The sequence below is a fragment of the Candidatus Mycoplasma haematominutum 'Birmingham 1' genome, from assembly GCF_000319365.1.
Taxonomy (GTDB): Bacteria; Bacillota_I; Bacilli_A; order Mycoplasmatales; family Mycoplasmoidaceae; genus Eperythrozoon_A; species Eperythrozoon_A haematominutum.
The window spans coordinates 186,724-203,279 of record NC_021007.1; the positions used below are offsets into that span (position 1 = coordinate 186,724).

General features: G+C 34.6%; 12 protein-coding genes and 1 pseudogene. 6 read left to right on the forward strand and 7 right to left on the reverse strand.

From position 1 onward, the window contains the following. Window positions 1–3 precede the first annotated feature (3 nt). From MHM_RS02830 to MHM_RS00980, 5 genes are all read left to right on the forward strand, one after another. Complete coding sequence (locus MHM_RS02830; protein WP_015511561.1) at window positions 4–678, forward strand: hypothetical protein; 675 nt, start codon at window positions 4–6, stop codon at window positions 676–678. A 111-nt stretch (window positions 679–789) separates the two neighbouring features. Then, window positions 790–4,215, forward strand: a complete 3,426-nt coding sequence (locus MHM_RS00960; protein WP_015511562.1) for a hypothetical protein — start codon at window positions 790–792, stop codon at window positions 4,213–4,215. A gap of 206 nt (window positions 4,216–4,421) precedes the next feature. Further along, window positions 4,422–5,030 (forward strand): 30S ribosomal protein S4, encoded by a 609-nt coding sequence (gene rpsD, locus MHM_RS00970; RefSeq protein ID WP_015511564.1) that lies wholly within the window; start codon window positions 4,422–4,424, stop codon window positions 5,028–5,030. Window positions 5,031–5,099: 69 nt separating this feature from the next. Continuing rightward, complete coding sequence (locus tag MHM_RS00975; RefSeq protein WP_015511565.1) at window positions 5,100–5,699, forward strand: tRNA (adenine(22)-N(1))-methyltransferase TrmK; 600 nt, start codon at window positions 5,100–5,102, stop codon at window positions 5,697–5,699. Between the two features lie 111 nt (window positions 5,700–5,810). Further along, entirely contained in the window at window positions 5,811–10,145 is a 4,335-nt protein-coding gene (locus MHM_RS00980) for a PolC-type DNA polymerase III (RefSeq protein WP_015511566.1), read from the forward strand. A gap of 6 nt (window positions 10,146–10,151) precedes the next feature. Here the strand turns inward: MHM_RS00980 and MHM_RS00985 are convergent, their stop codons facing one another. From MHM_RS00985 to rpsI, 7 genes and pseudogenes are all read right to left on the reverse strand, one after another. Beyond that, complete coding sequence (locus MHM_RS00985; RefSeq protein ID WP_015511567.1) at window positions 10,152–10,712, reverse strand: Holliday junction resolvase RecU; 561 nt, start codon at window positions 10,710–10,712, stop codon at window positions 10,152–10,154. 61 nt (window positions 10,713–10,773) lie between these two features. Next, the gene (rsmH, locus tag MHM_RS00990) at window positions 10,774–11,691 is read right to left on the reverse strand and encodes a 16S rRNA (cytosine(1402)-N(4))-methyltransferase RsmH (protein ID WP_146222358.1); all 918 of its coding nucleotides are present in this window, start codon (window positions 11,689–11,691) and stop codon (window positions 10,774–10,776) included. A gap of 79 nt (window positions 11,692–11,770) precedes the next feature. After that, the gene (locus MHM_RS03045) at window positions 11,771–11,932 is read right to left on the reverse strand and encodes an MraZ C-terminal domain-containing protein (RefSeq protein WP_245529186.1); all 162 of its coding nucleotides are present in this window, start codon (window positions 11,930–11,932) and stop codon (window positions 11,771–11,773) included. A 141-nt stretch (window positions 11,933–12,073) separates the two neighbouring features. Then, window positions 12,074–12,244: pseudogene (locus MHM_RS03070) on the reverse strand (division/cell wall cluster transcriptional repressor MraZ); the annotation flags it as partial. Beyond that, window positions 12,238–12,561 (reverse strand): 50S ribosomal protein L21, encoded by a 324-nt coding sequence (gene rplU / locus MHM_RS01000; protein WP_015511570.1) that lies wholly within the window; start codon window positions 12,559–12,561, stop codon window positions 12,238–12,240. The gene rplU and the pseudogene MHM_RS03070, both read right to left, overlap by 7 nt. Before the next feature lie 8 nt (window positions 12,562–12,569). Next, complete coding sequence (locus MHM_RS01005) at window positions 12,570–13,415, reverse strand: aldo/keto reductase (protein ID WP_015511571.1); 846 nt, start codon at window positions 13,413–13,415, stop codon at window positions 12,570–12,572. Window positions 13,416–13,420: 5 nt separating this feature from the next. Then, window positions 13,421–13,870, reverse strand: a complete 450-nt coding sequence (rpsI, locus tag MHM_RS01010) for a 30S ribosomal protein S9 (RefSeq protein WP_015511572.1) — start codon at window positions 13,868–13,870, stop codon at window positions 13,421–13,423. A gap of 232 nt (window positions 13,871–14,102) precedes the next feature. On the opposite strand from rpsI, the gene lon reads away from it, so the two are divergent. Further along, the gene (gene lon / locus MHM_RS01015; protein WP_015511573.1) at window positions 14,103–16,550 is read left to right on the forward strand and encodes an endopeptidase La; all 2,448 of its coding nucleotides are present in this window, start codon (window positions 14,103–14,105) and stop codon (window positions 16,548–16,550) included. Window positions 16,551–16,556 lie beyond the last annotated feature (6 nt).

Consider the following 16,556-nt stretch of genomic DNA (forward strand, 5'->3'; position numbering starts at 1 on the left):
AAAATGCCTAAAAAAGCTGTTAGTTTCAAAATTAATAAATCCACAGTTTTGGCTATGGATAAATTGAATTTGCATGAAAAATTTACGAAGGAAAATTTTTTAAATTTGTGTAGTTTGAGGTGATCAGAGTGAGGCAGATGGCGCAGATTTTTTGTCATCGCAGGAGCGATTGCAGCGATTGTTGTATCAGCTCCTTCCTTCGTGATGGTACTTCCTTGTGTCACGGTTTTCTATTTAATTTCTTGCACTATTAAGAATGCAGTCGAGATAGTAGCTAATTGAAAATGGGGACCTATCTTCCCAAAAAAGAGAATTAAAAAAGATGAGATTTTAACCGAAATGGAGGAAGAGGAGCCAAAGGACCACGCACCGATCAAAAATAACAAATGGAAGAAGATAGATTCATTCACCGAAGATGAAATAGAAAATAGTGATGATTCATTTTTAGATTCTCTAGAAAGTATTAATGGAGATGAGGAAGATACTGCAGGTGAGGAGTCTGAAGGTGAGCTAGATGAGTTTGAGTTACCTGAAGGAGAGGAAACCGAGGATGAAAGTGAAATTGAAGAGGAGGATATCGAGATAGAAGAATTGGAGGAAGATTTATTACTAGATGATAAGTCGATGGAAAATTCGGAAGAGAGTTCTAAATCTTCTCAAGAAAAAACTTTGAGGTAGTTATTTTCCTACTTTAGTATAGGAGTTGTGGAGGGCTTATTGCCCCTTTCCACAGAAACCCTAAAATCAAGTTTGGCCGTTTTAGTTATCATGTATAACCTTTAGATAGGTATGCCTCTAGATTACACTGCACTTTTCGCTCAATTAGTTGCTCTGCTTAAGACCCATTCTTCAAAGTATGTTTTCTCAGCGTCTCCCCGCCTCTTCTGGCTCCTTAGGGAAAAAAATAAATTAACAGTTTCAGGAGAATTTGGCACTCAATATAGACCCGTTTATATATTCCATTGGAAGCAAAAAAATTATTACTTTAAGTGGCTAGAAGAAGACTATTACATACTTGCCAGGGAAGATCATTTTAGAAATGTTATTCATAAGTGCGAAAAACTTGCTCGGCTGCAGGAAAGTTGGAAGGTGATTAATTTAAATCAAAAATTTGGTGCTTTTGATGAATATATAGTACTTGATTCGGAAAGAGAATTTTTCCAACATCATTCCCGAGAAAAAGAGCAAGATATGAAGTGACGTAAGTGATCAGCAGACAAAAAAGATCAGGCGCCCTTCCCCATTAAGGATGCATTTGAAAAGGAGTTGCAACATAGGGGGGATAGGTTGGAAACCCCTACTATAGAAAAAGAATTTGCGCAAAAGATGAATGAAGATGACAAAAGAAATGTCTCCTATCAGCTTGATTATGAGGAAAAGGGAGCAGATATCAAGAAGATACTGAAAGAGGAAGAAAAGAGAAAGAAGGCTGATTTTGGATGAAAATCTACATTTAAATCTGCAGCTGATGTATTTTCTTCTGTAAATTTTGTGTCTAGTGGGGGAATTTCCTCCGATTCTAGCGGCAGCCAAGGGGATGGAGAGGAAGATTCCAAATATACAGAATTATTGAAGTCCAATACTACTAAAGATCCTAAAACAATCACTGCAGATATCACCGAGTTAATTCCCTCCCCAGTAGAAAGTTATAGACAGACAATAACTGAATTAGTTAAAGATAACAAAAGGGCTAGTTTCTTTAATCCCAATCTTCCATTTACTCAAGTTACAGATTTAAATAAAAATCACCATTTTTGAACTATGATTACACCTCAATATAACAACGTCGATTCTTTTGTTTTGAAACTGAAAGAGTTTTATAGTGCTTTAAGTCCACATGAAATAGATCAACTGGAAGAAAAAAGAATTACTCCTGAAACTGCGCACATTTGGGAAAAATTAAATAGGAAGCCCGGCCTGGGAAGATATGCACAAAAAAATAGCAGTTTTAAAAAGTTGTTAGATGACAAGCTTACCAAGTTAAGGGAAAAAAATAGAGAGTTATCTTCCTATTTAAAAGTACTTAAAACTCAAATAATTGATGATGGTCAAAATCCTGCAGAAAATGCAGCCTATCTTTTTACCCAAAAAGAACAAAAGGAGGTGTTAGAAGAAATTGAGGGCACTGATAAGGTAATTAATCAGTTTGAGCAACAAATTGAAAAGTTTTCTTCATTGCATCCAGGAATGGACGCCAAGTTTTATCTATCTATTTTTGGCTCTCAAACTTTACTCAATGAAAGCGATGCTAGGGTTGGAGATGCATTAGTGGAGTTAAATAATCAATTAAATGAAATTGTTTTTTATCAACGAGAAATTGAGAAGGTTTTATTAGAACGAGTAAGCACTCTACATAGAGCCAAGAAATCAGAAATGAAGCTAGAATTTTTAGCTCAAGATGCTAGTCTCTCCAAATTAATTACGAGAAGATTACAAGCAGAAAAAGATGCACACCGGAAAGATCAATTAAGGCAGCTGGAGTTGCAGGGTTCTCTGCATTTGGCAAAGACAAGTGTTCAAAAGCAAATTAATGAAGAGCGCACAAAGCTAGTGAAATATTTGGATGATCTTAACAGAATGGAGAATATCCCCCAATATGAAGAAGAATCCAGAAAGCTGAAGGAACAAAAAGAATTATTTAGTCAGAAAGTGGAAGATTATAGAGAAGAACTATATGCTTTGAAATTAAAAGTCGAGAGTGTAGAAAAACAATATTCAGCCTTTTTAGGTTCTATTAGAGATCAAGTTTTGGCATTCCAACAAGAAGTAAGTAATCACTATTCAAGTCATGTAGGATTACTTAACGATTCAATGAATAGGGTGTGAGCAGATTGGACTAATAAGGGAATAGATCATATTGAAAAAATACTTTCTAGAAAAAAGCAATTAATTAGAGATTTTTCAGAAATTGTAATACTGAAATTAAAAAAAATGTATGCTTCTCAAGATAGCTTGCTGGAAGAATCCAGAAAGCGTAAGGCTGAATGGGAAAAAGTGTATAGGGAGATGGTGGATGAATTTAAAACCCTAGGGTATTATCTAGAATCTCCTAAACCTTCAGAATATTTTTATAAGTATCTCCCTAAAATGGATAAATCCCTATTTAATTTATCTCCAGAAATGAAAAAATTAATTTACTATAAACCAAGCCTGAAATATACAGCACCTAAGGTAAATGAGTTAATAGGCCTTTCCCCTAAATTATTAAATGATGAAGAATTCTTAGTAATAGATCAAGTGTGAACTAAATTGACTCCAATTCAAGAGAGAAAATTAAAGGAAAAATTAGAAAAAGAGGATAGGGAAAAAAATATGAGAAAAATTGAAAAAAGACTACAAAAAGCTCAGGAAGATATGCATAAAAGGTTACAGAGTAAAAATTATGCTTTTAGGCCTATGTATTTTGAAACTCGATTTCCACAAGAAGCTGACGAAGAAGCTAGCTTTAGAAGATTAAAGACTTTCGAAAAAGCTCAATTTCACAATTGAAAGGAGACGCACTTTACAACTTCAGAGGTGAGATATAAATTTAAGGATTTGTTAACTCAATTATCGAAAAAAATCTTTACCTTAAAGGGAGTAGAAAATTGAGGAAATCAGTTAAATATTTCGGATAGAGGGGAATTACATGATCCGGATATGGTAGATAGATTGAGTGAGTGAGATTATTTTGTGAAATCAAAGGAAAAATTAAGTCTTGTTGAATCCTGTTCTGCAACCTCTTTTAAGTTAGATGAAACAGAACTTTACGATATTGAGGATGATGGATATCTCTCTATTCTGGAGGCTATAGAAGAGAGGGAAGAGGAGTATGAGCGCAAGAAAATAAAACCTGTAAAGAAGCCTTTAATGCCCTCCCTTGAAGAATGAGCGAAGTTGAATTTCAAGAGGTATAGAGAGGAAAAGGGAAAGATAGATATTCATGAAATTAAGGATGGAATTACTTCCCTAGAAAAGGAAATTCAATCACTTCAAAAGGCATCGGGAAATTATAGAGAGGCTTGCGAGTTTGAACGAGCTAGAAGAGAGATGATTAGCTCAGACATGCAAACAGAATTGAAAGATATTAAAGAATATCTAGAGCAAAGAGAGGGAGAATTAAATCAAATTTTTTCAGATGAGTCAGATAGAATTGACCTCAATTTTGAGGAAATAGGCAAAAAATTAGAAGAGCAGAAAAAGAATTGCGAGGAAGAAAATGCTAAAAGTCAGTAACTTTGGGCTGCAGACTAGATCGAGAGACTGGCAGACGTTCGATTACAGGTAATAATAGATCTAAAGCAATGAATGCTACTAAGAGAGCTTGAAATTTGAATATCCAGCAATTTAGATTAGTGTGCGCCAAAACAGGCAAACCCTTTTCAGTGAGGACCTCAGTCAAAACTGTACGAACTTGAAAAAAGCAAGGATTAATTAAATAAATGGGTAGATATTTAGGACCTTTATATAAAAAGTCGAGACAGTTTGGATTCTCCTTTTATGAGGATGAGAGAGAATTTTCAAAGGGTAAGCAAAGATCTTATCCCCCTGGACAGCATGGACCTACTAAATTTAAAAAACATAGCCTTCACGGAGAACAATTGAGAGAAAAACAAAAAATGGCCATTCTATATGGACTCAGGGAAAATCAAATGAGACGTTTTTTTGCTATTGCTCAGAAGATGAAAGGTTCTTTGTCCATGAATTTTTTACTCTTGCTCGAAAGTAAGTTAGATAATTTAGTCTTTAGGGCCGGGATGGCAAATACAAGGAGAGCTGCAAGACAGTTAGTCTCACACGGACATGTTCTACTTAATGGAAAAAAAGTGGATATACCTTCCTACATTGTGGCACCGTCTTCTTCTATAGAAATAAAGCCAAAAAGCCAACACTTACCAATAGTTAACTATTATCCGGAATTTATTGCACCTGATTTTCTACAAATGGAAGGCAAGTATAAGGCTATCTATATTCGTTATCCTCAGAGGTCTGAAATAAATCTCGACCTAAATGAAGCAACAGTCACTGAGTGGTATACTAGATATTCCTAGTACTATCCTTTTATAAGATTAAAGCGCCTTCAGGCGCTTTTTTCTGCTGAGCTTAAGGATTTACGGAATGTGTTGTTAATTGATATTGGAGCCGATCTTGGTCGTTTAGGAGAAATATTGTTAGAAAATAATCAGGTGGATTATGTCTGAAATGTAGAGTTAAGTAGAGCAGCATTAGAGCGATCTAAAAAAATATATCAGTCAAAAGGATTGATTAATAGGGCAGAATTTATCTATTCTGATGGGTTTCAAAATTTAGAGCCAGAAAGGGCTGGAAAAAATTCACTAGTGATAGTTTTAGCAGGTTTTGGAGCTAATACTACTCTTTCCATACTGCAAGCAATGAGTAAAGAATGACTTTCTAAAAAATTATGTTTGATTAGTTTATCTCATACTAATCCAATCCGCATTCTTGAATGATTGGAAGCAAATGGCTGAACTTTAATTAAGGAGGAATATCTTAAATATAGGAAAAAAATTTATCCTATTTTGTTATTTTCTAACTATTTAAAAAGAAGTTGTTCCAATTTGGATGTTCCTGAATTATTTTTAGAGTATTGAGGAAGTCATATCGATAATTATTCAAAATTAGATTCTATGAGTTCGAGCTCTGCAATTCAAAGAATTTTACATACTTATAACCAGTTGAGAAGGAAAAATATTTCCTAAACTTCTGAAATATTAGCTTCATAAATTTAAAACTAGCTCTTCGGAGCTAGTTTTAAATTCCTCCCCCCGTAACCTGTGACTATATCGGAAATTAAATAATCATTTTTAACAATGATTAAAGAGACTGAAAGTGTGCAATTTCAAAAACTTTTTGTTCAACTATTGCACCTTTTCTCCCCAGAAGAGTTTGAAAAGTTAGAAGAAAAGGCAGAATTTTATGGAAAATTTTCTGAATATAAAAAAAGATTCATACTTACAATTGTCTATTTTGCTGAGCCTGATTTTCAGGAATTACTTAAACTTTTTTACTTTACTTCAAGTATATGCGTTCTCAGAATTGAGCTGAATTATATGTATAATCCTCAGTCAATGTTCACCCTTTTATATAAATGATTCGATAATTTGAGGGGGGACGAAGTGTTAGCGCCAGCTACAAATACAATTCCCACTTTTAAGGAAAAGCACCTAATTTTTGAGTTTCCACAATTTTTACTTAAGGCAGAAAATATTGCACACGAAAAATTCTTTCAGTTGCACTTAAAAAATTTGAAAAACTTTCTTGAATTTTTATTTGACTACAGCCAAATATTTATTTCAATTCTGAAGGTAGAAAATTTACCCTTTAAAAACATTTCTGCTGCTACCGAAACTGTCAATTCAGCTTTATCAAATCCTTCCTTAGAAGCCCCCATGGCAAGGGGAGATTTAGGCTTTTATGATCAACGATTAGACCAAAAACGGGGAATTTTCAAGTTGTATTTTTTGGAATCTATGGAAAGTAGATATGGGGTGCAGATGTTTGGAAAAAAAACACTTAATTACAAGACAGGCTTTACTAACTTTTATGAACAATATTATCTCTCCTTAAATAATAGGGTAATACCCGAAGAAGGAAAGGAAGAATTCCTGGCTCAATTGAAAGTCAATAGATGATTTGAAATTGAATTTAAGTTAGATCTCAAAAACACCACTAAATATGATGGCAGAATTTTAAAAATTATTCCTACCGAAGCACCTAGTGAGTTTCAACTAGAGGATAGGTCCCCCAGAAAAGCTTTTCCACTAAATGTTTACACCAAATATTCCAGTTTTGATGGATTATTTTCTACAGAGGAATGAGCCGACACAATGTCTACTTTAGGTTATCCAGTTTTAGCATTAACAGATTTCAATAATACCCACTCTTTTCCAGATTCAGAAAAAATTATTCACAAATATGGTCTCAAACCTCTTTATGGGGCGGAAATGGAGGTCATTTCGGAACGTTTACAGATTATCTCGAATTTAGAGTCTTTTCCCGAGGGAGAGGAAATTATCTTCTCTCTTTTTGATCTAGAAACTACAGGACTGAATCCTTTGTTTGATGAAATTATTGAAATTTACATTTTGAAATATAGTCGCGGAATGGTGTTGGATACCTTCCACAGCTATCTTAAATGCGATAAAACATTAAGTCAAGAAATTATTAATTTAACCCATATTACTGCAGAAAAATTAGATATTTTAGGTAGGGATAAATTGGATGTTTTGAGAGAAGTAAGAGAATTTGTGGCAGGAACTATTTTGATCGCCCATAATGGAGCAGATTTTGATTTACCCTTTTTGAATGCACAATATAAAAAAGCTAATCTAGAACCTCTAGACATGCCACTGTTAGACACTTTATTGTTAGCTAAAGCGTTAGAAAAGGATAAAAAATCAAAGTCATATTCACTTGCCGCCGTGGCGAAAAAAATGTGTGTCAATATAGTTGAACAAGAGCTGCACTCTTCGGAATATGACACTCACTGCCTCGCTAGACTTTGAAGGATATGAGAGAAGCAATTAATTGAACTTTCCCTAGATCCCTATTTATATGAAAGCCTTAACAAATTAAATACTTCTTTTGAATATCACAAATTGTTGGTGAATCATTTTGGTTCCAACTTAATTATTTTTGCAAAAAATCAGGAGGGATTACATAACCTATATGAGCTAATCTCCAAAGCTCATACAGAAAATTTTGCAGAACGACCTAGACTACATTGATCTGATATAGAGTCATTGAGGGAAAATTTGGTATTACTGTCATCGCCTTCAAATAGTGCAGTTTTGAGCGCAGTTTTTAAGGATGATTTTTCAGAATTCCAAAAAGAAGGAAAAAGAATAGACTATCTAAGCTTACCTCCCCCCTCACTATTTTTGCATGAAATTAATCGCGGCTATTACAGCCTTGAAGATATTCAGTTATTGCTTCAAAAGTTTTATGATTGGTCTCAAAAATGTCAATTTAAATTAATTGCTAATTACTGTCTCAAATATATGTTCTATAAGGAAATAGAGCAATACAAAGTTTTAGTGCACGCAAAAAATATAGGAGGCAAAAGACATCCTTTATATTCAAGCAAAAGTAGCAACGAAGTACTTCCCGATTATTCTTTGAGAACTACAGAAAAATTAATTAGAGAGTTTGACTTCCTCAAGTTGAATGAGGCTCAAATTGAGGAACTATTTTTTGAGCATCGCGAAGACCTTGTCGCTGAAATCTCACCAAATATTCAGATTAATCTCACCAAGTTGTCTTTACCGAAAATTAGTGGAGCTCTAGAGAATATTAAAGAGCATATTTCAAAAAGATTGAGAGAAAAATACGGCCCTAAACCTAACACATTTTTGCAGACCACTATATATCGAGAATTAAGTGGAATTGTTGAAAATGGCTTTGAATCAGTATATTGGTGCGCTCATCTGTTGGTCAAAAGATCAAAAGCAGAGGGTTTTCTAGTAGGATCTAGGGGGTCAGTAGGTTCTTCGTTTCTAGCATATGTATTGGAAATAAGTGAGGTCAACCCCTTACCGCCTCATTATTTTTGCAATAAATGTTCCTATTTCTTGCTGAACGAGAAATTTAGGGAATCCGGCTTTGATTTAGAGCCAAAGATATGTCCTAATTGCGCAATTGAGTTATTTACAGATGGTCAGAATATTCCATTCGAAACTTTCCTGGGATTAGAGAGAAAAAAAGTACCCGATATAGACCTCAATTTTTCAGGTCAATATCAGCAAAAAGCACATAGATTTGTAAGAGAACTATTCGGTAAGGACCATACCTTCAGAACAGGAACTATTTCTGCTGTAGCTGAAAAAACATCTTTCGCACTCGCCAAAAATTATCTAATGGATAATAATATTCCCTTCAACAAGGGAAAGCTTCACTGATTAGCTAAGAGAATTATTGATGTAAAGCGCACCACTGGACAGCACCCTGGAGGAATAATAGTAATTCCTAAGGGAGATTCCATTTATAAATACACTCCTGTCAACTATCCTGCAAATGATATAACCAGCGAGTGATTAACTACTCATTTTGAAAAAGATGCGCTGAAAGACTCTCTCTTTAAATTCGATATACTTGGACAAGACGACCCCACCATTCTGGCATTACTCTCTAAATTTACGGGTGTAAATTTAGAAAAAATAGAGTATAGAGATGCATCAATTTTGAAAATGTTCGGAGATATTTCAGTATTAGAAATTCCCCCCGAGAGACTGGAAATTTTGGGAGAGAGTACCGGTACTCTAGGTTTACCCGAATTTGGTACAGAAAAAACTCGAGAAATAATTAAAGCATGTAAAGGGAAAGTCAATTACTTCTCCGATTTAGTTAGGATTTCTGGAATCAGTCACGGAAAAAATGTCTGAAAGGGAAATATAGAGCAATTAATGACTAAGAGAAATTTAACTTTAACTGAAGTAATTACATGTAGGGATGATATTATGAACTATCTTTTGGAGAAAAAATTAAGTATAGAGCAGTCTTTCAAAATAACAGAAAGTGTTCGTAGAGGATTTGGAATTTCTCCAGAAGATTTACCTTTTTTAAAGTCTGCTGGAGTACCGGATTGATATATTGATTGCGCTAATAAAATTACATACATTTTTCCAAAAGCTCATGCTACCGCCTATGTTTTAATGTGTTGAAAAATTGCATTTTTCAAACTATATTATGCAGTAGAATTCTATGCAGCTTATCTCACAATTACGAATAAACATTTTGATATCGAAACAATAATGACTAATGATTTAAGTTTCATTAAGAATAAATACTGCGCCGGAAAAATCATGATTAAGGGGAAGGCTGATCAAGAAAATGTAGAAAAGACTAAATATCTAGTAAATATTTATGAAGTTGCAATGGAAATGATTGCGAGGGGAATTAAATTTCGAATGATTGATATTAATGAATCATGAGCCTCTACCTTTAAGCCTGACCCTAGAAATAGAACAGTACTCTTACCCTTTTCTTCAATTACCGGATTGGGAGCTATTACAGCCACACAATTGGAAGAAGAGAGGGCTGCTCACGGAGAATATACTAATCGAGCAGACTTAGAAGCTAGAGTTAAGTTAAATGTAAAAATTCTCAAGGTGTTTGAAAATCTCAATATAATCGAAGCACGAAAATAACCGAAATTATTGTTTTTCTCTTTTCATTAATTGCTTAAGGATTGGCTCTAAATTCAAGATGTGTGGATATATTATTTCGATAGGTACAGCACTTACACTCTCAAATTCAGAAATACTAAATTTTTTGGTTTTTTTGCAAGATTGCAGTTTCTTTAATTGCGAATAAGTAATTAATCAAAAAGGTTTTTCTCCATGTATGAAGTGTACTAACACTAGCGCAATTCCTCCAAGATGATCTATTTCTTCCAGCTGTGATAATTGATTCTCCTTTATAAGATGTAGGGAAAAAGTGGGTTGTTGGGTTTCCTTTAATTCAATAGAAAAATATCTTCCCCTATAGAGACCGTAATAATCCAAGTCCCCTTTATACGTAAATTTGATTCTCATCTCTCTCCCCTCCCCTTCTAATAGCCCTCCAAAAGAGTGCTTGCTTTTCTTGGAGAGATGAGCATATAAGGGGTTTGTTTTTCTGAAATATGCAATTTTATGCTCCCTGTAATACTGAGCGGTATTATGCATTATTTCCTCAATAATAGAACCTCTATTACTGTAACTTAAAAATTTCACAGGTAAGATCCATATATGTTAATGGAAGAATAAGGCCCAAAAAGTAGAATCTAGAAAATGTTTAAACATCTTTTGTCTTTTCAAAAACTCATAATTTAGCACTTCTAGAGGCTCAATTTTTTTCCACTTCTCCCGCACTGGGGAGAATTGGAGAATTAGGGTGCATTTTAAACATTGGAGGGATCATTATACCTAAATCTATAATTTTTAGCTTTTGAGTAAATTTTTTAGCCCATTCTCTCACAACTTCATCTTCCAGGGAATGAAATGTAATAATTAAAAGCTTTCCACCCAGCTTTAGGATTTTCCCCACCTTCTCAAGCGCATTTCGTAAATTATCTAATTCACTATTACACTCAATTCTCAGTGCCTGAAAGATTAACTTCAGGGGATTTTTATTTTTCCTAGTATAGAGCAAATTTGCCTTACTAACAATTTCTTTCAATTGAGACAATTCCTTAATTGGAGTCTTTTTTCGATATTCAACAAGCTCTCTCACTAATTTTTCAGAATTTTTAATGTTTCCATAGTGTTTTAAAATCTTTGATAATTTTTTTTCAGAATAATCATTCAGAATAGTATAGACACTGACTCCTTCTACTCCGTATCGAAGCTCCAGTCCAGAGGAGATGCCATTGTAGCTAAAATTACGTGAAGGATCATTGAGTTGGAAGGTAGAGAAGCCTAAATCAAATAAAATTCCGTCAGCTTGTGGAAGTTGATGTAATGCTCAATATCTGTAAAGGGAGGAGTAGTTAGCATTTAAAAATTGAAATCTTGAATCGTTCAGTTGCAATGAGTTTGCGGGCTCACTGGAATTAGGATCAATATCTATTCCCAAAACAGCAGAATCTGGTGATAATTGTTGCAAAAGAGCTTTAGTATGGCCTCCTCTCCCAAAAGTACAGTCAATGTAAAATCCCGAGGGAGATACAATTCAATGCTCTAGCACCTCTTTCAATAAAACAGGTACATGCACTGCTTTAAAAAAAAGTCATAAGTTAATTTACTCCCCCAGGAGGGGGAGTAAGAAACCTACAAGATGTGGGGAAAAGACACTATTTTACATCATCTGGTACATCTTTGGGCATCTGACTTTCTTTTCAACTATTAAATAATTCTTTAGTTCAAATTTCAATATAGTCTCCTACACCTATAAAATACATTATTCCATCCTCTTCAAAAAGCTCTAACATATCTTCAGGAATAATAATTCTCATTTTGGAGTCAATATCAAGAGTTCTTGCATTACCGATAAATAATCTTTTTTCAATTTTCCGTTCAGCTTCTGTAGTACATCTATCTACTTTTAATCTAGAGAAATACTGAAAAAAGTCAGTAGTTCAGAGCGCTAGGCATCCATCATGTCCCTTTGTAACTACAGCCTTGTCCTTTAAAACATGCCTCCAGAGCAGGGGGATATGTACTCTCCCCTTTTTGTCAATCCGTTCAATATAAGTGCCTGAAAAGAAATACCTATAGACGACATTTTTTGTCGGGGGTTCAAGCTTTTTAGCTTTTTTCCCTAGGATAGTTGTTTAACCTCTACAACCTTTAATAAGGTTTTCTTAGCTCTAAATCCCCTTCTCTTTCTGTGTCGCTTCTGAGAAATTAAGTGCAAAATATGTATCTTTTTATCCTTTACATGTTTTATAACTTTACACTTAACCTCTAAATTCGGTACGTAAGGAGAACCTCAAGAGCTCTCCCACAGTAATATCTTTTGAAAAGAGAGTTCATCTCCGGGATTGGCTTCTGCAAAGTGATCAACATACAGTTCATCTCCGGGATTGCACAAATATTGTTTATTTCTAATTTCAAAACATAAAGCACTATTTTTTTCACTCACTTTTTAAGCTATGCCTGTAATTCTTTAGGATATTCCATTGGAAAAGTTTCAAAAGTTTGACTGTCATAGTCATTCAGTTCTGTTAGTATTTTTAAATCTTCAGCACTGAGCTTGACTTTTTTAGATTTAATTATCTCTTCAATTTCATCAGATGAACTAGGCACAACAATAGGGATTATCTCGTGATTTAGGAGGAAAGCTGCTAGCAATGCTTTAAGAGATAACTTATATTTTTTAGCCATCTTAATTAACACTGGATCTTTTGCATTCTTATCATAATTACCAAAAGGATTATGCCCCTGTATCTCAATTCCTCGCTTTTTACAGTAATTTATTCTATCTCAACGCATATTATTTACAGAACACTCAAATTGGTGAGCATCTGGAAGTACTCCCGTTAACTTAAAAAGTCACTCTATTGTATCTTTATCGAAATTACATAATCCTATTCTTTCAGTTAGTCCATTATTTTTGCACTGAATTAATTGCTTGTATGCAGAAAGATTTAATTCTAAATTCGTAGATGGTCTATGTAAAAAATAGGTATGGATAGTATTGTTGAAGCCCATCTTATTTAGGGAAAACTTGAGGGATTTCATAATTCCTCCCGAAAATTGAGAAGGCCACACCTTAGACTGAAAGTAAAGTAGAAATTCAAATTTATCCTCCTCTTTTTTAAGATTTTTTAGTGCAAGTCCTATGATTGCCTCATTTCCGTATTTTCAGGCACAATCTACAAAGTCATAGTTATTGTCATTAGCCATTTTTAGGTAAGGAGCTAAAATCTCTATAATTCTCAGGGATTCTGTACCTAATCCAATTTTGGGTGTAAATTTACCTTTTTTAGTAGCCATAGTGTCTAACGTTTTGTAAATTGAGGAGATCTACGAGCTTTATATTTTCCAATTTTCTTCCGTTCTTTAATTCGACTATCTTGAGTGAGTAAGTTAGCCTTTCGAAGCGAGCTACGCATTTCCGGATAGTATTGCACTAAAGCTCTAGCGATCGCGATAGTCATCGCCTTAGCTTGAGAGCTTAATCCTCCCCCTCTAGGATAAGCTTTCACTTCATAATTTTGGGATAAGAATCTAGACGGCAGAAATGAAAAAGGACTTAATATTACAGGAGTTAGGTATTTATCCTTAAAGTAATCTGCTGGAGTTCAGTCTCTATAACTCTCCCCTTTTTTTACTAATATGGATAGTTTATGTCCAGCCTCTCCGGATTGGGAATCAGCTAAAGGTGTTAATATAACATTAACTCGGCTTTTCTTTCTCCTGGAAGCTGCCCTTACCTGAGTGAATTGCATACCCTTAGAAGAGATTATCTCATCACCTAGAAAAATTTAGGGAAGGGGGTTATTTTCCCTAAAAAAGGTAGCTAATTTTCAGTCGTATCGACTTAAATATGTGTCGTTAAACTTAGATTTTATTAAATTTAAGGGGTTCTTCCCTTGGTAGTATATTGGGAGTTTTTAGCAATCAAATTTTTCTTTGCTAAAATAGAAGATGAATTCTAGAACTATAACTTAGATAAGAGGCATGGCGGCACCCAAAAAGGAGAGAGAAAGAGAAAGAGAAAGAGAGCTGATATCAGAATTGGAATTGAATACGCAATATCCTGTTTTAGTCTCTCGAAATTTAGTCTTATTCCCCCACACAAAGAGTGCAATAGAAATAGGTAGAGAATGTTCTGTTAGTGCAATCAGATGTTCTGAACGCTGCTTCAAGAACAAGATAATCATTGTTGCGCAAAAAGAATTTGAAGTGGACTTTCCCATGCCTGCGGACTTATACAGAATAGGAACAATCGCAAATATTAAATCCATAAAAGAACACAAGGATGGTTCTCTGACAGTAGTGTTAGAAGGCCTCCACCGAGTAAAACTGTTTAATGCGCATCTCTCAAGACATCCAGGACAGGAAGAGTTAGGTAAGATGTGAGTCTCCAATTTTGAGTTTTTAAAGGAGAAGAATTCTTCAATAGTGAAAAATAAAGCCTCCATCGATGAGTTGTTTAAATTCTGCGAGGAACTTTTCTCACTTAAGGGGGAAGACTATGAAAAGGTGAAAAAACTAGCAATAGTAGATGAAAAGGGAGGGGAAGAGAAGGATCTGGAGAATTGCACATTGCTAATTGATAGACTTTGCGGACTTTGACCTCTCTCAGAACGCGATGGTGTTGAAATAAAGCAAAAATGGCTAGAAGAGTTAAATGTTTCTAAGAGAATCTCACTCATGTTAGATTACGATTATCTTTCTGAAATTGAGAGAGAACATATTAATAGTTCAATCACCCGTAAGGTAAATAAAAATATCTCCAGACAGCAGAGGGAATTTTATCTGAGAGAGAGAATAAAGGTAATTCGGGAAGAATTAGGAGAGGGAATTACCAAAGACTCAGAGTTGAAAAAGTTTAGAGAGTGGTTAAAGGGAGAGCATGCCCCCTCAAATATTAAGGAGAGAGTTGCAGAAGAGTTAAAGAAAATGGAATATACTAATTCAATGTCAAGTAATGAATCTTTAGTACTTCACAACTATGTTTCCTGATTAATTTCTCTTCCCTGATTTAAGAGTTCTAAAGATCAGTCAAATATTCAGAAAGTGAGAAAAGAGTTAGATAAAAAACATTGTGGGCTTGAAAAAGTTAAGGACAGAATTATTGAATTTGTGGCAGTACAGAAGAAAACTAAAAAAGCTCAAGGCACGATTATTTGCCTCGTTGGACCTCCCGGAGTAGGTAAAACTTCGCTAGCTCAATCTATAGCAAGGGGACTTAACAAGGTTTGTGTCAAAATTTCCCTGGGAGGAATGAGTGATGAGGCAGAAATTAGGGGCCACAGAAAAACCTATGTTGGAGCAATGCCAGGAAAGATAGTTAAGGGTTTAAAACAAGCTCAGGTCAATAATCCAGTATTCTTACTTGATGAAATTGATAAAGTTGCAGCAGGACATCACGGAGATCCTGTATCAGCTCTCCTAGAGGTATTGGATCCGAATCAGAATAGTAAATTCCTAGATAATTACATAGAGGAGGAGATAGATCTCTCCAAAATTATGTTTATAGCTACAGCAAACTATGAGGATAATATTCCAGAACCATTATTGGATAGACTAGAAATTATTAGATTAACCTCCTATACTGAAAAGGAGAAAATGTTTATAGCTAAAACCAGTTTGATTTCAGAAGTATTGGAAGAACATGGACTTAAAGATAGTGAGTTAACTTTCTCAGACAAGGCAGTGGAGTATATTATTCAGAGATATACTCGCGAAGCGGGAGTAAGGGGTTTAAAACAGTGTCTTTCTCAGATAGCTAGAAAATTTGTGCAAAAGCAAGAAACGGATAAAAATCTTAAGTCAGAAAAAATTAGTGAAGAAAAGGTTAGAGAATATCTTTCAACTGAAAAGTATGAATATACAGTTAAGGATGAAATTTCAATTCCTGGAGTAGTAAATGGAATGGCATATACAGAATATGGAGGAGACTTACTGCCTGTAGAGATTAACTTCTACTCAGGAAAGGGAAATTTACTATTGACAGGTAATTTAAAGGATACTATGAAGGAATCAGCGAATGTTGCGCTTTCCTATATCAGGGCTAATGAAGAGGAATTTAAACTTTCTGACACTGAATGGTCAAATTTAGATATAAATCTGCATGTTCCAGCCGGAGGTGTTCCAAAAGACGGTCCTTCTGCAGGTATTACTATAACTACAGCAATGTTATCTGCCTTCCTGAAAGTACCTATTCCAAGTAATGTAGCAATGACGGGGGAGATTACACTTAGGGGGAAAGTACTTCCTATAGGAGGCTTAAAGGAAAAAATTATTTCTGCCGTTAGAGGAGGAGTAGATACTATTTTTTTCCCTAAAGAAAGTGAGAGATATCTAGAAGATGTACCCTCTGATATCTTGGATAAAATCCACTTGAAACCTATCAGACATTATTCAGAACTCTACAATGAATTGTTTGCGAATAGAAGTTAGTAATAA